Below are 18,804 nucleotides of genomic sequence, written 5' to 3' on the forward strand. Positions count from 1 at the left end.
GGGTGGTGACGCCGGGGCGCCGGGCGTGTGCCGCCACGCCCCTCGCGCCCCGCCTCTCCCGCCCTGCCGCCCGGGCCTGGCGGTTCTACTTCGCGCCGTCCACGACCTTCCGGCCGTCGAGCGGGGCCTTGAGGTGCACCTTCGTGGTCTTCAGGATCGCGATCGCGATGCAGGCGGCGTCGGGCGAGCGCCGGTCCTGTCCCTCGTACAGGGTGACGGTGACCTCGCGGGCGGTCTCGGTCACCTCGACGTGGTCGAGCACATTGCAGGGCTCCACTCCGGACCACCACACGATGTCGAGGACCATGCCGTCGTCGGTGGGGGTGGCGCTCTCCCACGGCACCTTGCGGGGGTTCAGCGTGGGCCCGGCCGGGGTCACGGGAGACGGGGTGCCGCTCGGGGCGCCGGACGGGTCGGCCGGCGCCGCCGGCGCGCTGACGGCCGCGTCCGGAGACCGGGCCGGCGGACGCGAGGGGTGATCGGCCCCGGCGCCGGAGGGAGAGCCGTCCGGCTGCTCGGGTGAGGCCGAGGTGGAGGAGGTCCCTCCGCAGGCGACCGCCAGGAACAGGAGGGCCACGAGCCAGAGCTTTCTCATGCCCCTTACACGGCTGTGAAGAGCGACGGGTTCACCGTGCGGCTTGGCGGCGCCTCAGCACGTGAGTCACGCCTCCGTCGTCCTCGGTCACGTCCCGTACGTGCTCGAAGCCGATCCCGTTCAGCACGGCCAGCGAGGCGGTGTTCGGCGCCGCCACGGTGGCGTACACCTCCGCGAGCCCCAGGACGTCGAAGCCGTAGGCGACGATCGCTCCGGCCAGTTCTCTCCCCAGGCCCGATCCCCACATGCCGGGGGCCAGGGCGTAGATGATCTCGTAGCCGTCCGCCACCTTCGCCGGCTTGATCTCGGCGTGCCCGGCGAAGCGGCCGTCCCGGCGCACGGCCCAGACGTCGAACAGCTCCTGGGCGTAGACCTTGGTGAAGATCCGCCCGAACAGGGCGCGATAGTCCGCCTCGGGGGCGGGACCGTCGCCCATCCACCGCGACACCCGCCCGTCCAGGAACAGCGTGACGAAGTCGTCCTCGTCTTCGGGGGCGTACGGCTCCAGCAGCAGGCGCTCGGTCCGCAGAGTCGGGGTCATGGGGCGTGAAGTTACCCATGCGGCGCTCCCCCGGACAAATCACTTTTCGCGGCGGCCTGCGCGCCGATCGAGATGTGCGGCGGGCCCGGCACACACCTCGATCGGCGCATTGACGGGCCCCTGCCGCGGGTCTAATTTCATCACATGATGAATTTATCGGATCCCGCGATCGCCGTACGGGATCTGCGGGTGGCCAGGGGCGGGGCCGAGGTCCTGCACGGCCTGACCTTCGAGGTGCCGCGCGGGCAGGTCACCGGCCTGCTCGGGCCGAGCGGCTGCGGCAAGACGACGCTCATGCGGGCGATCGTGGGCGTCCAGATCGTGTCCGGCGGCGAGGTGAGCGTGCTCGGCGAGCCGGCCGGGAGCACGGGCCTGCGCCGCAGGATCGGCTACTCGACGCAGAGCCCGGCGGTCTACCGGGACCTGACCGTGCTGGAGAACCTGCGCTACTTCGCCGCCGTGCTCGGCGCGCCGAAGGACGACCCCGAGCGGGTGCTCGCGGAGGTGGGGCTCACCGGGGCCGCCTACCAGCTCGCGTCCACGCTCTCGGGCGGTCAGCTGGGCCGCGCCGGGCTCGCCGTGGCCCTGCTCGGCCGTCCGGAGCTGCTCGTGCTGGACGAGCCGACGGTGGGGCTCGACCCCGTGCTGCGGCAGGAGCTGTGGACGCTCTTCCACCGCCTGGCGGAGGGCGGCACCACGATCCTGGTCTCCAGCCACGTCATGGACGAGGCCGCGCGGTGCGAGCGGCTGATCGTGCTGCGCGAGGGGGAGATCCTCGCGGACGACACCCCCGGCGCCCTGCGCGAGCACACGCGTACGACCGACCTGGAGGAGGCGTTCCTGCGCCTGATCGAGGAGAGGGCGGCGGCATGAGCCTCGCGATCACCCTCGCCACCGCCAGGCGGATCATGACCCAGCTCCGCCACGACCGGCGGACGGTCGCGCTCATGGTCCTGGTGCCGACGCTGGTGATGATCCTGCTCTACTACGTGATGGACGACGAGCGCGCGTTCGGCCACTGGTCGCCGATCCTGCTGTGCGTCTTCCCCTTCCTGGTGATGTTCCTCATCACCTCGATCGGGACGCTGCGCGAGCGCACGTCGGGCACGCTTGAGCGGCTCATGGCGATGCCGCTCGGACGGCTCGACCTCCTCCTCGGCTACGGCCTCGCGTTCGGGCTGGCGGCGTGTGTCCAGGTGGCGCTGGCGCTGGCCGTCTCCCTCACCTGGCTGGGCCTCGACCTGCCCGGCCCGTTGTGGCCGCTGGTGCTCGTGGCCCTGCTCAACGCCCTGCTCGGCACCGCGCTCGGCCTGCTGTGCAGCGCGTTCGCCCGCACGGAGTTCCAGGCCGTGCAGTTCATGCCGATCGTGATGATCCCCCAGATCCTGCTCGGCGGGATCCTCGTGCCGCGCGGGCAGATGGCGACCGTGCTGGACTGGATCTCGAACGTCCTCCCCATGTCGTACGCGATCGAGGCGATGGCGCACGCGGTCGCGGACACCGACCCCGGCGGCGAGTTCTGGCGCGACGTCGTCGTGGTGGCGGGGTCGGCCGTGCTGGCGCTGCTGCTCGGCGCCGCCACGCTGCGCCGCCGGACCTCCTGACCATCCCCGCGCTTCGCCCTACGCCTTGGGAAGCGGGCTCAGCGCGTCCGGCGGCGCCAGGCCCGCGACGCCAGCACGAGCACGAGGTCGAGCAGCCGGTGGAGGACGGCGTCCTGGCCGGGTTCGTCGCGGGCGACCTCGGCGGCGAGCAGGTCCAGGGCGGCCTGGGTGCGCGGCCCGGCCGGCACGACCGCCAGCGGCGGCAGCATGCCCAGCAGCCGGACGCCGGCCTCGCCGCGCAGTTCGCAGGCGCCCCTGAGCATGATCGTGGCCCCGGGCAGGCCGTCGCCGTACGTGCGCGGGCCGAGACTCCGCTGCGCCCCGGCCGCCGCCTCACCGTCGCCGACGACGTGTTTCCTGCTCCCGTGGATCACTGCCTGCGGTCGGGTGGACGGATCGTCGGCGATCGTGTGCGGGTGGGCGCCGCCGATGAGGGCGATGACGCGGGCCTGGACCGCCGGGCGCGCGTCCCCGCCCTCGTCGCCGAGGCGGTGGCCTCAGGCGCGCGGCGGCTGGTGCTGCTGTCCGCCCACGGCGTGGGCGAGGCCGGAGACGACCACCCCCTGAAGTCCGCGGAGCGGGCCGTACGCGACTCGGGCGTCGGCTGGACCATCCTGCGGCCCGACTGGTTCTCGCAGAACTTCAGCGAGGCCTTCTGGCGGCAGGGGATCCTGGCCGGCGCTCTGGCCCTGCCGACCGGCGACGGGCGCACCCCGTTCGTCGACGCGGAGGACATCGCCGAGGTCGCCGCGGCGGCGGTTCGAGGACTATGTCGCCGCGACCGCCGCCGCGGGCCACTGGAACTGACCCGCCCGGCCGTTCGGCGGCGCAGCGCGTTCGGCTCCGTACGGCGGGGTCGGTAAGCTGCGGGGAGATCCCGGCGAGGCCCAGAAGAGGTGCAGGAATGATCGCGATTCTCGGGACAGGAAAGATGGGCGAGGCCCTGCTCTCCGGGCTCGTACGCGCAGGTCTGCGGCCGGACGAGATCGTGGCGACGGCCCGGAGGCCCGAGCGGGCCGAGGCGCTGCGCGAGCGATACGGCGTGCGGGTCGCGGGCAACGCCGAGGCCGCCAAGCTGGCCGACACGCTCATCCTCGCGGTCAAGCCGCAGGACATGAACGCGCTGCTGACCGAGATCTCCCCGCACGTGGCGGCCGACCGGCTGGTGATCTCGGTGGCCGCCGGCATCACGACCGCCTTCGTGGAGGAGAGGCTCGCGGACGGCGTGGCCGTCGTCCGCGTCATGTCCAACACGCCCGTCCTGGTGGACGAGGCCATGAGCGTCATCTCGGCCGGGGCGCACGCCTCGGAGGAGCACCTGAAGCGCACCGAGGAGCTTCTCAGCCCGGTGGGCAAGGTGCTGCGCATCCCCGAGTCGCAGCAGGACGCCGCCACAGCCCTGTCCGGCAGCGGCCCGGCGTACTTCTTCTACCTGGTCGAGGCCATGGTCGACGCCGGGATCCTGCTGGGCATGCCGCGTGCCGCGGCCCTCGACATGGTCACCCAGTCGATCGTCGGCGCCGCGATCATGCTGCGCGACTCCGGGGAGCACCCGGTGATCCTGCGCGAGGCCGTGACCTCGCCCGGAGGCACCACGATCTCCGCCATCGCCGAGCTGGAGCGTCACAAGGTGCGGGCCGCGTTCCTCGACGCGATCGAGGCGGCCTGCGAGCGCAGCCGCCGTCTCGCCGCCGGCTGACCCGCAGCGCTTCCTCCGGTTCGCGGGCGGCCGCCCCGGTTGCCCCGGTTGTCACAGTTGGCACAGTTCGCCCGGTGACGACCGGCGTTCCCGGGACGGCGGATGACCATCGCTTTACGATTGGCGGGTGACGTGTCGTCGCGTGGTCGTCCCGCTCATCGCCGTCCTGCTCGCCGCCGGGTGCACGTCGTCCGAACCGCAGAAGGCCGCCGTGGCCGTGGTCACGAGAACCACCGTCAGCGAGGTCGTCGAGGCCCCGGCGACCGTGGGCGCCCGTGCGACGGCCACCCTGACCGCGCCCGCCTCCGGCACGATCGCCCGCCTGTACGTCCAGGACGGCGACACGGTGAAGAAGGGCCAGATCCTCGCCAGGATCAGCTCTCCCCAGGCCAGGCAGCAGCTTTCGGCCGCGCGTGAGGCCGACCGGCAGGCCGCCAAGCCCGTCTCCTTCGGCGGCGGCGCTCCGGTGAGCGTGCGGCTGCCGAGCCTGCGGCTGCCGAGCTCGCTCGACACGCACGTCGCCCGGTCGTTCGCCCAGGCCAGGAAGGCGGCCAGGTCGATCGGCGACCGCACGGCCAGGGCCCGGCTGCTGGCCGCCATCGACACCGCCGAGAAGCGCCAGCGGGCCCAGCGGCGGGCGCTCGGCGAGGTGCTCGACGGGCTCACCCGGGCCATCGGCCAGAGCCTGTCGCAGGTGAGCGGCCAGATGAGCGCGGGGATCAGCGGGCTGAGCGCGTCGATGGCGTCGCTGCGGGCCGCGTCGAGGTCGCAGACCAAAGCGGCCGTGCGCGCGGCCGAGCAGACCGTGGACGCCCTGGCCGTCAGGGCGCCGTTCGGCGGCGTGGTCACGCTCGGCGGCGCGTCCTCCGCCTCGGGCGGGGCCGGCCTCGGCGCGCTGGTCTCGCAGCTGCCCGCCGGTCTGACGGGCCAGGCGGGTGCCGCGGCGGCCGCCCCCGCGGGCCGTTCCGGCGGGACGATCGCCACCGGCGTCCCGGTGGCCGCCGGAGACCCGATCGTCACCGTGACCGACGTGTCGGTGCTCACGTTGTCGGCCGACGTGGACGAGACCGACGTACTGCTGGTGCACAAGGGCACGCCTGCCGACGTCGAGTTCGACGCGGTGACGGGCGCGACCTACACCGCCACCGTGACGGGCGTGGGAGTCATCCCCAAGGAGGGCGCGACCGGCGGGGTCGGCTATCCCGTACGGCTGCGCCTGGGCCGGGGCGCCTACGACGACGGCGGCGCGGCCCCCGCGCCCAAGCCGGGGATGAGCGCCGTGGTGCGGCTGGCCGTACGCCGCTCGGAGAACGTCACGGCCGTGCCCGCGTCGGCGATCGTGACGAGCGGCCGGGAGTCGATCGTGTGGGTGGTGCGCGACGGCAGAGCCGAGCGGCGGGTCGTCCGGCTGGGCGCGCAGGGCGACGCGGTCGTGGAGATCCTCAGCGGGGTGTCCCCCGGTGAGCGGGTGGTGGTAAAGGGCGCCGACGCCGTACGCCCCGGCCAGTCGCTGTCGTGAGCCACGACGAGCGCGCCGGCCGGCGTGACGACGAGCGCGCCGAAGCGTCGGCGGAGCCAGGGGCGGCCGGCGCGCCGGCGTTCGAGGCGATCGGCCTCACCCGCTCCTACCGCCTGGACGGCGGCGTGCAGGTCGACGCGCTGCGCGGGGCCGACCTGCGCATCGGGCAGGGGGAGTTCGCGGCGATCGTGGGCCCGTCGGGCTCGGGCAAGTCCACGCTCATGCACCTGCTCGGCTGCCTCGACCGGCCGACCTCCGGCACGCTGCTGGTGAACGGCGTGGACGTCGCGACGCTCGACGACGCCCGGCTGGCCGATCTGCGCAACCGCACGATCGGCTTCGTTTTCCAGTCGTTCCACCTGCTGCCCCGCACGTCCGCGCTCGACAACGTGGCGCTGCCGCTGGTCTACCGGGGCGCGCCCCGCGCCGTACGCAGAGAGCGGGCCAGGGCGGCGCTGGAGGCGGTCGGGCTCGGTCACCGGCTCACACACCGGCCGTCGCAGATGTCCGGCGGCGAGCAGCAGCGGGTGGCGATCGCCCGGGCGCTCGTGGGCGACCCCCGGGTGCTGCTGGCCGACGAGCCCACGGGCAACCTCGACAGCCGCAACGGCGAGGAGGTGATGGGCCTGCTCGAACGGCTCAACGAGGGCGGCGTCGCCGTCGTCCTCGTCACCCACGACGCCGACGTCGCGGCCCGCGCCCGCCGCCAGATCCGCGTACGCGACGGCCGGATCGAGCGCGACACATGAGGGCGGCGTCATGAGGACGGCCGAGGCGCTGCGGATGGCGGTGGAGGCGCTGCGGGTCAACCGGCTGCGCAGCATGCTGACCATGCTCGGCGTGATCATCGGCGTGCTGTCGGTCGTGATCCTCGTCGCCATCGGCACCGGGGCCAAGAACGCCGTCGAGAAGGAGATCGCGGGGCTCGGCAGCAACATCATCCTCGTGGTCCCCGGGCAGGTGGGGCTGGGCGCGGCCCCCACCCAGAGCCGCCTCGACCTGTCGGACGTCGCGTACGTGCGCCGCGTGGTCGGCGACCCCTCGAAGGTGACGGTCGCGGTGAACTCCGGCGAGCCGGTGCGGGTGGGCCGCGTGGAGGTGTTCGCCACGCTCACCGGCACCGACGAGAACATGCCGCACGTCTTCGACCGGCCGCTGCGCCGGGGCCGCTATCTGACCGGGACCGACGTGGACACCCGGCGGCGCGTGGTGATCCTCGGCTCGGAGGTCGCGGCCAAGCTGTTCGGGGACGTCGATCCGATCGGCCGCCAGGTCACGATCGCCGGGGTGCGGTTCCGGGTGATCGGCGTCTACGAGACCGTCGGATCCACGTTCGGGGTGGCGCGGGACCAGGAGGTGCATCTGCCCGTCACGACCGCCCAGCGGCTGATCGGGCTGCCGAGGATCAACGGCATCGCCGTCGGCGCCTCCGGCCCGGACGAGATCGAACCGCTGCGGCAGCGGGTCGTGGCCGCCCTCGCCGCCCGCTATCCGGACGAGACATTCTCGGCCGTCACGCAGACCCAGCTCCTCGGCACGATCGGCACGGTCCTCGGCATGCTGACCGGCGTGCTGGCCGCCATCGCGGGGATCTCCCTGCTGGTCGGCGGCGTCGGGGTGTCCAACATCATGCTGGTGAGCGTCAGGGAGCGCACCAAGGAGATCGGCCTGCGCAAGGCGCTCGGCGCCCGGGGCCGCGACATCCTCGGCCAGTTCCTGATCGAGGCCGTGCTGCTGACCACGATCGGCGGGGTGATCGGCATCCTGACCGGGGTCGGCGGCGCGCTGCTGATCCAGGCGGTCTCGCCGGTGCCCGCGTCGATCACCTGGTGGTCGATCGTGCTCGCCTTCGGGGTCTCCGCGGCCGTCGGCGTCTTCTTCGGCGTCGCCCCCGCCCGGCGGGCCGCCCGGCTCGATCCCGTCGTCGCCCTGCGTACGGACTGAACGGGCCGCACGGGCTGCACGGACTCGATGGGCCGGACGGGCGCGTGACGCCCGCGTGAACGCCGGTGACGGCATGTGCGGTAGCGTCGCGGCATGAGTCAGGCGGTGCGGGTCGTCTGGGACGACGCTCTGGTTTCTTACGACTTCGGGCCCGGCCATCCGCTCGCGCCCGTACGCGTCGAGCTCGCCATGGCGCTCGCCCGCGACCTGGGCGTGCTCGACGGCACCGAGACGACCGGCTGCGTCCCCGCCACCGAGGACGAGATCGCGCTGGTGCACAACCGCGACTACATCGAGGCGGTCAAGAACGTCTCGAAGGACGGCCGCCCCGACATGCGCTACGGGATCGGCAGCGAGGACAACCCCGCCTTCGCGGGCGTTCACGAGGCGGCCGCCCTGGTCACCGGCGCGTCGCTGGCCGCCGCGAGGGCGGTGTGGACCGGCGAGGCCGAGCACGCGGTCAACATCGCGGGCGGGCTGCACCACGCCATGCCCGGCGCCGCCAGCGGCTTCTGCGTCTACAACGACCCGGCCGTCGCCATCGCGTGGCTGCTGTCACAGGGCGCGACGAGGATCGCGTACGTGGATGTGGACGTGCACCACGGCGACGGCGTGCAGGCGGCGTTCTACGACGATCCGCGGGTGCTCACGATCAGCCTGCACGAGAGCCCGCGCACGCTGTTTCCCGGCACCGGCTTCCCCCAGGAAACCGGCGCGGACGGCACCGCGGTCAACGTGGCGCTGCCGGCCGGCTGCGGCGACGCCGGATGGCTGCGCGCCTTCCACGCGGTGGTCCCGCCGCTGCTGCACGCCTTCGCGCCGCAGATCCTCGTCACCCAGCAGGGCTGCGACAGTCACGCCCTCGACCCGCTGGCCCATCTCATGCTGAGCCTGGACGGGCAGCGCATGGCGTACGCCGCGCTGCACCGGCTGGCGCACGAGACCGCGGGCGGCCGCTGGATCGCGGTGGGCGGCGGGGGATACGAACTGGTCCAGGTCGTGCCGCGGGCGTGGACGCACCTGATGGCCGAGGCGCTGGGGCGGCCCGTCGAGCCGTCGACCGCCACACCGGAGACCTGGCGGACGTACGCGCGGGAGCGTACCGGGGAGATGGCTCCTCTGACCATGACAGACGGGCGTCACCCGCAATGGCGCGACATTTCGGAAGGGTACGATCCAGCCGACGCCATCGACCGGGCCGTCATCGCCACCAGGAAGGCCGTGTTCCCCTTCCACGGCCTGGACCCCATGCCCTGAGAAGTACGGAATCATGCCGAGCCGAGGAGCGCTGTACCTGTTGTGACCGCACCACCCTCCCGAGCCCCCTCCCGGGCCGAACTGCGCGAACACCTCGTCCGGACCGCCATCGCGGGCGACGTGGCGACCAGCCGCGAGAACAACCTCGACCACTATCGGTCGCTCGCGCTGCGCGACCCGCACTATTTGTTCGGGCTCACCTTCGAGGGCGAGTGGTCCTACCACGAGGTGCTGGCGCTCATGTCCGAAAAGGTGGGAGTGACCGCCGACCCCGGCCATCGCGAGGGCCCCGACACCATCGACCCCGAGCGCACCATCGACGCCGTGGAGGAGATGGGCGAGCGGATCGCCAAGGTGCTGCGGCGCGGCGCGCCCCGGGTCGTGGTCGCCACCGGGCACCCGACCGGCCTGCTCACCGTCCACCTCGCGGTGGCGCGGTTCCTCGCGGAGCACGGAGCGACCCTGCTCACCCCGGCCGAGGGGTGGGCGTACGTCAGCGGCCTCGGCCGGCGCAGGCAGATCCGCTACCTCGACAGCGTGGCGATGCTGGAGGACCGGGGCACGTTCGTGCACACCCACGAGGCTGCGCCGATGGAGGCGATGCTCGCCGAGGAGCGGCCCGACTTCGTGATCGCCGATCACGGCTGGGCCGGGGCCGCGGGCGAGGCCGGGGTCGAGACCGTGGGCTTCGCCGACAGCAACGACCCCGCGCTGTTCGTGGGCGAGGCCGAGGGCAAGATCGCCGTCACCGTTCCTCTCGATGACAATGTGCTGCCGCGCTACTACGCTCCGCTGACGGCGTACCTGCTCGATCGGGTCGCCCGCAGCCTCTGACACCCCTTCCGGACCTCCCAAACCGGGCATTTCGCGCCCGTTTTTGCGCCTCCGTGTCGACGGTTTGCCAACTTTTTCGTGTGTCTGGGCGACTCTAATGTGAGAGAAGTTGGTCCGTTCCAAGATTGAGGCGAGGGGCACGGCCCGGCTGCTGCCAGCGACTTTCCCGATTTTGACGGCACATGGCTCCGTGGACTGATGGAACGAGGGGTTTGCCTACTCGGAGTCCGGACTTACGCTGACGGCAGTACACGTGCGTGAGCAATGGCACCAGTGGGGATAACCCGGAAACACGTGCGGAAGAGGCGTCCGATGGGTGCAGGCGAAAGACCTCTCAGCGAGGTGAAGTTCTTGACGGTGGCCGAGGTGGCGACCGTCATGCGGGTGTCCAAGATGACCGTGTATCGGCTCGTGCACTCGGGAGAGTTACCGGCCATCCGTGTCGGCCGGTCCTTCAGGGTTCCCGAGCAGGCGGTCCACGACTACTTGCGGGACGCGTTCATCGAAGCAGGGTGAACGGCACAGGCGACCACGCTTGAGGGCGGCGTGGCCGACTCCCGGTCGACGCGGGGTCCCCCGGGGGAGCGATCTACCACGGATCGCCGGTAGTCTGTTGAGCCGGTGTGCGCTCGCGCGCCGGTTGGACAGTCACACCTTCACCTGGGGGTCCCGTGGGCTCTGTGATCAAGAAGCGCCGCAAGCGTATGGCCAAGAAGAAGCACCGCAAGCTGCTCAAGAAGACCCGCATCCAGCGGCGTAACAAGAAGTAGCCGAGACGGAGCGCGCACCGGTCCTCACGGACCGGGCGACCGTGAACACGCACACCCCCGGCGAGGCGTCGATGACTCGTACTGTGCTGGTCACCGGTGTCTCCGGTCACATCGGCGCTCGTGTTGCGCTCGCGCTCGCGGCCGACCCGGAGATCGACCGGGTCATCGGCGTGGACACTGCGCCGCCGCCATCCCCTGCCGGGGAGGACGGCGCGGTGCTCGGCCGCACCGAGTTCGTCCGGGTCGCGTTGCGCAGTCCCGACCTGGTCAAGGTCATCAGGGACGCCGACGTCGACACCGTCGTGCACCTCAGCCTGGTCAGCGGCCCCGGTGGCAGCGGCCGGGCGGGCGGCTCGGGCGGCGGCCGCCCGGCCATGAAGGAGCACAACGTCATCGGGACGATGCAGCTGCTCGCGGCGTGTCAGCGCTCCGCCACCGTGCGCCGGGTGGTCGTGCGGTCCACCACCGCCGTGTACGGCTCCTCGCCGCACGCTCCCGCCGTGTTCACGGAGGACACCGAGCCCGTCGAGGGGTCGCACTCCGGGTTCGCCAGGGACGCCACCGAGCTCGAGACGTACGTGCGGGGCTTCGCCCGGCGCAGGCCCGACGTGACGACGACGACGCTGCGCTTCGCCACGCTCATGGGGCCGAGCGTCGAATCACCGCTGACGAGCTATTTCTCGCAGCCGGTGCTGCCCACCGTGCTCGGCTTCGATCCCCGCCTGCAGTTCGTGCACGAGGACGACGCCGTCGAGGTGCTGTGCCGTACGGCAAGGGCCGATCATCCGGGCGTGTTCAACGTCGCGGGCGACGGCGTCCTGCTGCTGTCGCAGTGCGCGCGGCGCACGGGCCGGCCGGTGATCCCCATGCCGTCCCCCGCCTTCCGCTTCGTCAGCGGGCTCGCCCGTGGCGCGCGGCTGGTGGACTTCTCACCCGAGCAGCTCGCGCTCATGAGCCACGGCCGGGCCGTGGACACCACCAGGCTCGCCGCCGAGCTCGGCTGGCGGCCGAAATACAGCACGGCCGCGGCGTTCGACGACTTCCTCAGGTCGCGCGGCGGCCCCGGCGACCTGCCGCGTGCCCTGGTCGACTGGCTGGCCGACGTCGTCCGGCCGATTTCGTGACGAGGCGTTGATGGACGACTTCCAGGGCCGGCGTACGGACGAGAACGCGGGTGAACGCACGGCCGACGAGCGGCTCGCCGAGCTGTTCGCGTTCCTGCGGCGCAGGGTCACCGGCGAATACGAGGTCGACGAGTTCGGCTTCGATCCCGATCTCAACGAGAACGTGCTGCTGGAGGCGCTGCGCCCGCTCTATCGGCACTGGTTCAGGGTCGAGGCCCTCGGGCTCGGCAACGTGCCGGCCGACACGGGCGCGCTGATCGTGGCCAACCACTCCGGCACGCTGCCCGTGGACGCGCTGATGCTGCAGGTCGCGGTGCACGACGAGCTGAACAGGCCGCTGCGCCTGCTCGGGGCGCACCTGGTCTATCAGCTTCCGGTGCTCGGGCACCTGGCCCGCAAGTCCGGGCACACGCTCGCCTGCCCCGAGGACGCCGACCGGCTGCTGCGCAAGGGCGAGGTCGTCGGGGTCTTCCCGGAGGGCTTCAAAGGCATCGGCAAGCCGTTCTCCGAGCGTTATCGGCTCCAGCGGTTCGGCCGGGGCGGGTTCGTCGCGTCGGCGATCAGGGCGGGCGTGCCGATCGTCCCGTGCGCCATCGTGGGGGCGGAGGAGATCTACCCCAAGATCGGCGACATTCCCGCGCTCGCCCGGCTGCTCGGCCTGCCCTACCTGCCGATCACGCCGCTGTTCCCCTGGCTCGGGCCGCTGGGCCTGCTTCCGCTGCCGTCCAAGTGGCTGATCGAGTTCGGCGAGCCGATCCGGACCGACGAGTACGCCCCGGAGGAGGCCGACGACCCCATGCTGGTCTTCGACCTGACCGACCACGTCAGGGAGACCGTGCAACGACGGCTCGACGCGCTGCGGCTGCGCCGGGGGCCGGCGTTTTCCCCGATCGTGATGTGACAACGCCCTTCCGGAGGCGTGTTGGGCACGGGGGTCTTACAAACACGGGGGTCTTACAAACACGGGGGTCTAACAAACACGGGGGTCTAACAAAAGGGACCTACCGGTCGGTATGGTGTGCTCACCCTCATCCCCGGAGGAGCACCATGAGCAAGGGGCGGAACGCCGCCCTCGCCGGGCTCACCCTCGGCCTGGCGATCGGCAGGGCGATCAGCGTCGCGCGGCGCGTCCAGACCAGGCGGGCGAAGACCGCGTCGGCTCGCGGCGGCGCGTCCGGCCGCCGGACGACGGTCACGACCGACGACGGGGTCCGCCTGGCCGTGGAGATCGACGACCATCCCGATCCCCGCTGCGCCGTGGTCTTCGCGCACGGCTGGCTGATGAACCGGAACTGCTGGCAGCCCCAGCGCGAGGCCCTGGCGAGCCTCGGCACGCTCGTCTTCTACGACCAGCGCGGGCACGGCGACTCCTCGGCCGGGCCGCTGGAGACGTACACGATCGACCGGCTGGGCGACGACCTCGCGGCCGTCATCGAGGCCGCCGTGCCGGAGGGGCTGCCCGTCGTCCTCGCCGGCCACTCGATGGGCGGCATGACGATCATGGCGCTCGCGGACCGGCACCCCGCCCTGGTCGAGTCGCGGGTGGCGGGCGCCGCGCTGCTCAGCACGTCGTCCGGCGGGCTCGCCGCCACCACCTTCGGCCTTCCCGGGCCGCTCGGGCGGATGGCTCCCCGCGTCACGACCTCGGTGTTCGAGAGCATGCTGGCCCGCGCCGAGGTCATCGACGCGCGGCCCCGCGTGAAGGGCTGGACCAACCTGCCGGTGACCCGCTACGTCGCCTTCGGCAAGGGCGCGAGGCGGCGGCACGTCCGGCTGGTGAACGCGATGGCCGCGGCGACGCCGACGGAGGCCATGGCCGGGTTCTTCCGCGCCTTCGGGGTGCACGACAAGCACGCGGCCCTGGAGACGCTCAAGCGTGTTCAGACGCTCGTCATGGTGGGGGAGCGGGACCGGCTCACCCCGCTCGCCCACGGCCGCCGGATCGCCGAGGCACTGCCCGACGCCCGGTTCGTACGGATCCCCGGCGCCGGGCACATGATCGGCTACGAACGATCCGAACTGGTGAACCGGGAGCTGGCCGGCCTGATCGTGCGGGCCGTGGCGGACCACACCATCGGCCGGTCCGCCGCCTGACGACGTTCGGGCGCGTGCCTCTCGCGGAGCCCACGGGCCACCGGCAGCGTGGTCAGATCAGAGGACGGAGCGGTAGTGGCGGCGCAGGGCGATGCCCGCGGCGACGCCGCCCGCGATGGCCCCGGCGGTCGCGGCGATCGGCAGGCCGATCATCGTCGCCTTCCTGCCGGTGCGGAAGTCGCGGACCTCCCAGCCGTTCTCCTTGGCGTGCTCGCGCAGCTCGCTGTCGGGGTTGATGGCGTGCGGGTGGCCGACGAGGGAGAGCATCGGCAGGTCGTTGGCCGAGTCGCTGTAGGCCGAGCAGCGGGACAGGTCGAGGCCCTCGCGGCGGGCCAGCGCCCGGATGGCCTCGGCCTTGGCCGGGCCGTGCAGCAGGTCGCCGACGAGCCGCCCGGTGTAGGCGCCGTCGGCGGTCTCGGCGACCGTGCCGAGCGCGCCGGTGAGCCCGAGCCGCTGCGCGATGACCCGGGCCAGCTCGACCGGCGTGGCGGTGACCAGCCACACCCGCTGCCCGGCGTCCAGGTGCGCCTGGGCCAGCGCGCGGGTGCCCTGCCACACGCGGTCGGCCATCACGTCGTCGTAGATCTCCTCGCCCAGCCGGACGACCTCGTCCACCTTCAGCCCGGCGACGAAGGCGAGGGCCATCTCCTTGGCCTTGGCGATGTGTTCGGGGTTCTCGTTGCCCCGCACGCGAAACCACGCCTGCCCGGCCGCGAACTTCATGAGGTCACGGCTGGTGAACAGGCCGCGCGCCGCGAGTCCCCGGGCGAAGTGGTAGATCGAGGCACCGCGCATCATGGTGTTGTCGACGTCGAAGAACGCCGCCGCCGAGAGGTCGGGGACGACCTCGGGAACGGACACCGCCGCGGCGGCCGCCACCTCGCCGGCGATCTCCGCCTCTTCCCGCCGTCGCAATAGCCGCCTCATGACTCATCAGCTTAACCGCCGGAGGGTGTACGGAACGGGAGCGGGACATGACGTGTCAACGTCCGGAACCGGTGAACGATTCGATATAAATCAGGTATTCGTTGGCCTTGTCGCGGTTTTCCCCGTCGAGCTTCGGCAGCAGCGGCTCCACGAGATTGCGCTGCTCACGGGCGAACTTGCGGGCCTCGCCGTCGGCGTGTCCCTTCCGGGCCACCCGGCTCAGCGCGGCCCTGGTGGTCGTCTCCATGTCGTCGAGCGTCTGCCCGATGAGCCGGCGGCGCTCCGGCGTCGCCGCGTTCACCAGCGACGCGGTCTCGGCGGCCCGCTGCCGCGCCGCGACCATCTGCCGCTGTGTCAGCTCGTCCTCGTCGTGCGCGAGGCGGAGCACCGTCGACTCCGCCATCCTCTTCAGCGGATACAGCGCCTCGCCGGGCACCGCGTGGTAGGTGCGCACACCGGTGCCGAACATCGCCGCCAGCAGCACGCAGAACACCAGCACGGGGCGCACCCGTACGAGCAGGGACCGGCGGGGCCGCGGCGACGTGGCGGGGGGCTCCGCGTGCTTTCCGGCCGCGTGCCTGCCCGCCGCGCGCTCGTCGGCGTGGGCCCGCATCAGGTCGGCCCGCAGCCTCTCACGGAACTCAGGTCTCGGGGCGCCGCCCAGCAAGGAGCGAAGGCCGGCCACGCGCGCGACGACCCCGCGGGTGCCGGCCCGCGGGCGGACGCGCAGCAGGAAGCGGTGACCGGGGCGCCTGCGGGAACGGGCCGACGACCGGCCGCCCGCGCGGCGCGAGGGTCGCCACCAGCCCATCACCGTTCCCGCCATCCCCCGCTTGACGCGCAGCGGAGATCCGCTCGCGGGGCTGGGAGGCGTCCGTCACCTCCCGGCGTGCCCGCGAAATCCGCCTGAAGATCCGACCTGCCACATGCCCAACGATGGGGTATGGGTAATGGTTACGGGGGCATCAGCCGAGATCGTCGGGGAGTGTCCGGGCGAGCGCCCTGATCGCCCGGAACTGGAGCGCCTTGATCGCCCCGGACTTCTTGCCCATGATCATCGCCGTCTCCGCCAGCGACATCCCGTGCAGGAAGCGCAGGATCACGCATTCCTGCTGCTCCGCGCCCAGTTGCTTGATCGCCTGCATCACGCGCTCGTTGACCATGTTCGTGACGACCGCGTTCTCGGGGATGTGCGGGCCGTCCAGAGGCGTGTCGAGTATCTCCGCCGTGGTCACCTCAAGGCGGTTGCGGCCCGACTTGTAGTGGTCGGTGACGAGGTTGCGGGCGATCGTGACGAGCCAGGCGCCGAAGTCGCGGCCCTGCCAGGTGAACTCGGCGATGCCCCGCAGCGCCCGCAGGAACGTCTCGCTCGTCAGGTCTTCGGCCAGCGCGTGGCTGCCGACCCGGAAGTAGACATACCGGTAAACCAGCTCCAGGTAGTGGTCATAGAGCGCGCCGAACGCCTCGCTGTCGCCGGTCTTGGCGCGCAGCACGAGGCTTCGCATCTCGTCGTGCTCGTGCTCGCGATCGGTGAGATCGGCGGAGCGCGCGGGTTGCGCTGCTCCTGCTGCTACCGGAGGGGAAAGCCCGGCCAACGGCCACGTGTTCGGCATCCGTTATCCCATGGGGGAAGGGGAGTCGGCGTGCTCGAACACTCTAGAAATCAACGGGAGATTACACAATCCGTTCGGGTGGAGGAATCCGCTTCAGATGTGCGTACGCGGGGGGGTGACATTCCCGGACAGGGCGACCGGCTACCGGTGAGAAGCAGATGTCCGGCAGCATGGGTCCCACCATGGAAGTCCTCGTCGCTCTCCTCGCGTTCGCCGGCGCCCTGCTCGCCGGCATCACCACCGGCGTCCTCGCCGGGCGTCTCCGTGACGAGCCGGCCGGTTGGCTGATCGCGTGGAGCGTCGCCACGGGCGCGCTGGCGCTGTCGCTCGGCGCCGTCGCCGTCGGACACCTCACCGGGTTCGGGCCCGTGACGTTCCGGGCCTACCAGATCACCGGCTCGCTGCTGGCCCCGCTATGGCTGGCGATCGGCGTCATCCAGCTCCTCGCGGAGAAGGGCGGAGCCCGCTTCGCCGGCTGGCTCCTCGGCGCCGCGCTGACGGTCGTGGGCACGGTGATCATGGTGCTCGACCCCGTCGTCACATCGGGCTTCGACAAGTCGCTGCCCGACGGGCCGGCCCACTGGGACCTCTGGCCCGAGTGGCTGCTGCGGGGCGTCCACGGCCTGGTGGTCTTCATCCTCCTGCTCGGCCTCGCCATGGCGGTGATGGCCTGGCGGGACGGAGACGAGTACGACGTCGACAACATGAACGCGACCGTCGTGCTCGCCCCGGCGGGGATGGCGATCTCGGGCGTGCTCGAATTCGGGCTCCCCGGGCTGGTCGTCGTCGCCGTGCTCGCCGCCTCCGCCGGAGGCGTCTGGTACGTCGTGGCCCGGCCGCTCGCGCCGTACGACGACGAGGGCGAGGACGACGAGGCCCCGGAGGAGGAGTGGCAGGGGCGGCGCGGCGGCCGGGCCGACAGCGCCCTGCGGGCCGAGACCCGCGTGCCCTCCGCGCCCTCGGGGCCGCCCGAGCCGCCGCGCGGGGCTCCCGGAGGCCGCCCGGGCGGGCCCGGTGCGGTTCCGCCCGGGATGCCGGTGGCCGGGACACCGGGAGCCGGCGGGCCGGGAGCGCCGCGCCGTTCGGGCCTCGGCGACCTGGTGGCCGAATATCGAGCGGGGGAGCAGAGCGAGGTCGACTACGCCGCCCGCATGCGGCCCTCCGACGGTCCGCTGTCGCCCGACGACTTCGGCGGGCCCATGACCGGCCAGCTTCTCGCCGCGGACCAGTACGGCCAGCCCCGCAGGCCCGAATACGGCATGCCCGCGGCCCCGGCCGAGCCCGACCGGGCGATGCCCGCCACGGGGGCCCTCTATCCCGGGGCGGAGGTCCCCGACCCGGCCGACCTCGCCGCGAGCTTCGGCGTCGGATTCGGCGGCAGGTCCCGTCCCGCCATGAGCCAGCCGGGCGGCGGGCAGGGGCCCCAGCAGGCGGGCCGGCCCGCGGGTCAGGGCGGCTCGGTGAAGCCCGCCCCCGGCATCTACGGCCTGCTGACCGTCTTCACGCTGCTCGACGGCTCGGGCGAGGCGTTCGACAAGCTGGCGGAGGAGACCGTCGAGGCGGTGCAGCGCAACGAGCCCGACACGCTGCTGTTCGTCTGCCACGCGGTCAAGTCGGCCCCGCTCCAGCGCATCGTCTACGAGCTCTACCGGGACGAGGTCGGCTACGGCGAGCACCAGCGGCAGCCGCACATGGAGCGCTTCGCGACCGAGCGGGTGAAGTATGTGCTGGCGGCCAACGTCATCGAACTCAGCGTCAACGCCGCCAAGGTGGTCCCCCTCCCCACCCGCCGGGTCCTCTAGGAACGGCTCGGGCCGGGCCGGGAGGAGCGGCTCGGGCAGCGGCTCGGGCCGGGCGCATGAACCCCGGCCGCGCCGCCTCCGGCCGTACCGGCCCCGGGCGCATCCGTCCCGGCCTCGGCCTCAGCGCTGCAGGGCCTCGCGGAGCCGGTTCTCGTTGACCCGCCAGTAGTCGTGCTGCACGCCGTCGATCAGGACGACCGGGATCATCTCCCAATATTCGGCCTGGTCCTCCGGCGAGGCCGTGATGTCGCGTTCCTCCCAGGGGACGCCCAGCTCGGCGGCCACGCGCTCGACCACCGCGCGGGCGTCGTCGCACAGGTGGCAGCCGGGCTTGCCGAGCAGCGTGATCCGGTGGTCTCGAGGAGCCATGCCTTCGATTATCGCGATCCCTCCGGCCCGGAATGGAGACCGCCGCCCCCTCCTGGGACCCTTGAGACGAGGGAAGCCTCGCACGATCGACTTTGTGCATAGCTTCACAAAG

The 18,804-nt window shown here is 72.3% G+C and carries 22 protein-coding genes; 15 read left to right on the forward strand and 7 right to left on the reverse strand.

The window, feature by feature from the left end; all coding sequences use genetic code 11:
- Window positions 1-85 precede the first annotated feature (85 nt).
- Together FLX08_RS01140 and FLX08_RS01145 are read right to left on the reverse strand one after the other, a co-directional pair.
- Complete coding sequence (locus FLX08_RS01140; RefSeq protein ID WP_142616183.1) at window positions 86-595, reverse strand: hypothetical protein; 510 nt, start codon at window positions 593-595, stop codon at window positions 86-88.
- A gap of 31 nt (window positions 596-626) precedes the next feature.
- Window positions 627-1,136 (reverse strand): GNAT family N-acetyltransferase, encoded by a 510-nt coding sequence (locus tag FLX08_RS01145; RefSeq protein WP_142616186.1) that lies wholly within the window; start codon window positions 1,134-1,136, stop codon window positions 627-629.
- 144 nt (window positions 1,137-1,280) lie between these two features.
- Here FLX08_RS01145 and FLX08_RS01150 point away from each other — a divergent pair, with 144 nt between their 5' ends.
- Both FLX08_RS01150 and FLX08_RS01155 read left to right on the forward strand, forming a co-directional pair.
- Window positions 1,281-2,009, forward strand: a complete 729-nt coding sequence (locus FLX08_RS01150; RefSeq protein ID WP_244312184.1) for an ABC transporter ATP-binding protein — start codon at window positions 1,281-1,283, stop codon at window positions 2,007-2,009.
- The gene (locus FLX08_RS01155; RefSeq protein ID WP_142616188.1) at window positions 2,006-2,740 is read left to right on the forward strand and encodes an ABC transporter permease; all 735 of its coding nucleotides are present in this window, start codon (window positions 2,006-2,008) and stop codon (window positions 2,738-2,740) included. The genes FLX08_RS01150 and FLX08_RS01155 overlap by 4 nt, the downstream gene beginning before the upstream one ends.
- 38 nt (window positions 2,741-2,778) lie before the next feature.
- On the opposite strand, the gene FLX08_RS01160 is transcribed toward FLX08_RS01155, so the two are convergent.
- The gene (locus tag FLX08_RS01160; RefSeq protein WP_341874304.1) at window positions 2,779-3,180 is read right to left on the reverse strand and encodes a cupin domain-containing protein; all 402 of its coding nucleotides are present in this window, start codon (window positions 3,178-3,180) and stop codon (window positions 2,779-2,781) included.
- Between FLX08_RS01160 and FLX08_RS01165 the strand changes: the two genes are divergently transcribed.
- From FLX08_RS01165 to FLX08_RS01220, 12 genes are all read left to right on the forward strand, one after another.
- A complete protein-coding gene (locus FLX08_RS01165; RefSeq protein WP_244312185.1) occupies window positions 3,157-3,603 on the forward strand; it encodes an NAD(P)H-binding protein in 447 nt (148 codons plus the stop codon). The two genes, FLX08_RS01160 and FLX08_RS01165, sit on opposite strands and share 24 nt — an antisense overlap.
- Window positions 3,604-3,644: 41 nt before the next feature.
- Window positions 3,645-4,439: a pyrroline-5-carboxylate reductase gene (proC, locus tag FLX08_RS01170; protein WP_142616190.1), complete on the forward strand. Its 795-nt coding sequence runs from the start codon at window positions 3,645-3,647 to the stop codon at window positions 4,437-4,439.
- Between the two features lie 127 nt (window positions 4,440-4,566).
- Window positions 4,567-5,958: an efflux RND transporter periplasmic adaptor subunit gene (locus tag FLX08_RS01175; protein WP_142616192.1), complete on the forward strand. Its 1,392-nt coding sequence runs from the start codon at window positions 4,567-4,569 to the stop codon at window positions 5,956-5,958.
- A gap of 89 nt (window positions 5,959-6,047) precedes the next feature.
- Entirely contained in the window at window positions 6,048-6,707 is a 660-nt protein-coding gene (locus tag FLX08_RS01180; protein WP_208761216.1) for an ABC transporter ATP-binding protein, read from the forward strand.
- Between the two features lie 10 nt (window positions 6,708-6,717).
- A complete protein-coding gene (locus FLX08_RS01185) occupies window positions 6,718-7,902 on the forward strand; it encodes an ABC transporter permease (protein WP_142616196.1) in 1,185 nt (394 codons plus the stop codon).
- Window positions 7,903-7,995: 93 nt separating this feature from the next.
- On the forward strand, window positions 7,996-9,159 hold the full coding sequence (locus FLX08_RS01190; protein ID WP_142616198.1) for an acetoin utilization protein AcuC: 1,164 nt from the start codon (window positions 7,996-7,998) through the stop codon (window positions 9,157-9,159).
- Between the two features lie 42 nt (window positions 9,160-9,201).
- A complete protein-coding gene (locus FLX08_RS01195) occupies window positions 9,202-9,993 on the forward strand; it encodes a phosphatase (protein ID WP_142616200.1) in 792 nt (263 codons plus the stop codon).
- 312 nt (window positions 9,994-10,305) lie between these two features.
- Complete coding sequence (locus tag FLX08_RS01200; protein ID WP_030456159.1) at window positions 10,306-10,509, forward strand: helix-turn-helix domain-containing protein; 204 nt, start codon at window positions 10,306-10,308, stop codon at window positions 10,507-10,509.
- A 155-nt stretch (window positions 10,510-10,664) separates the two neighbouring features.
- Entirely contained in the window at window positions 10,665-10,763 is a 99-nt protein-coding gene (locus FLX08_RS01205; RefSeq protein ID WP_018654693.1) for a 30S ribosomal protein bS22, read from the forward strand.
- Window positions 10,764-10,834: 71 nt separating this feature from the next.
- Window positions 10,835-11,887 carry an NAD-dependent epimerase/dehydratase family protein gene (locus FLX08_RS01210; protein ID WP_142616368.1) on the forward strand — a complete coding sequence of 351 codons (1,053 nt, stop codon included), beginning with the start codon at window positions 10,835-10,837 and terminating at the stop codon, window positions 11,885-11,887.
- 10 nt (window positions 11,888-11,897) lie between these two features.
- Complete coding sequence (locus tag FLX08_RS01215) at window positions 11,898-12,788, forward strand: lysophospholipid acyltransferase family protein (RefSeq protein WP_142616202.1); 891 nt, start codon at window positions 11,898-11,900, stop codon at window positions 12,786-12,788.
- 146 nt (window positions 12,789-12,934) lie between these two features.
- Complete coding sequence (locus FLX08_RS01220) at window positions 12,935-13,981, forward strand: alpha/beta fold hydrolase (protein ID WP_142616204.1); 1,047 nt, start codon at window positions 12,935-12,937, stop codon at window positions 13,979-13,981.
- 57 nt (window positions 13,982-14,038) lie between these two features.
- Here the strand turns inward: FLX08_RS01220 and FLX08_RS01225 are convergent, their stop codons facing one another.
- From FLX08_RS01225 to FLX08_RS01235, 3 genes are all read right to left on the reverse strand, one after another.
- Window positions 14,039-14,908, reverse strand: a complete 870-nt coding sequence (locus FLX08_RS01225; protein ID WP_142616206.1) for an HAD family hydrolase — start codon at window positions 14,906-14,908, stop codon at window positions 14,039-14,041.
- A gap of 55 nt (window positions 14,909-14,963) precedes the next feature.
- Entirely contained in the window at window positions 14,964-15,719 is a 756-nt protein-coding gene (locus FLX08_RS01230) for a DUF5667 domain-containing protein (RefSeq protein ID WP_142616208.1), read from the reverse strand.
- Window positions 15,720-15,873: 154 nt separating this feature from the next.
- Window positions 15,874-16,413: a sigma-70 family RNA polymerase sigma factor gene (locus FLX08_RS01235; protein ID WP_244312186.1), complete on the reverse strand. Its 540-nt coding sequence runs from the start codon at window positions 16,411-16,413 to the stop codon at window positions 15,874-15,876.
- 266 nt (window positions 16,414-16,679) lie between these two features.
- Here FLX08_RS01235 and FLX08_RS01240 point away from each other — a divergent pair, with 266 nt between their 5' ends.
- Window positions 16,680-18,323, forward strand: a complete 1,644-nt coding sequence (locus tag FLX08_RS01240; RefSeq protein WP_208761207.1) for a hypothetical protein — start codon at window positions 16,680-16,682, stop codon at window positions 18,321-18,323.
- 120 nt (window positions 18,324-18,443) lie between these two features.
- Here the strand turns inward: FLX08_RS01240 and FLX08_RS01245 are convergent, their stop codons facing one another.
- Window positions 18,444-18,692, reverse strand: a complete 249-nt coding sequence (locus tag FLX08_RS01245; protein WP_142616215.1) for a glutaredoxin family protein — start codon at window positions 18,690-18,692, stop codon at window positions 18,444-18,446.
- Window positions 18,693-18,804: the final 112 nt, after the last annotated feature.

The organism is Microbispora hainanensis, from assembly GCF_006874475.1.
Classification (GTDB): Bacteria; Actinomycetota; Actinomycetes; order Streptosporangiales; family Streptosporangiaceae; genus Microbispora; species Microbispora hainanensis.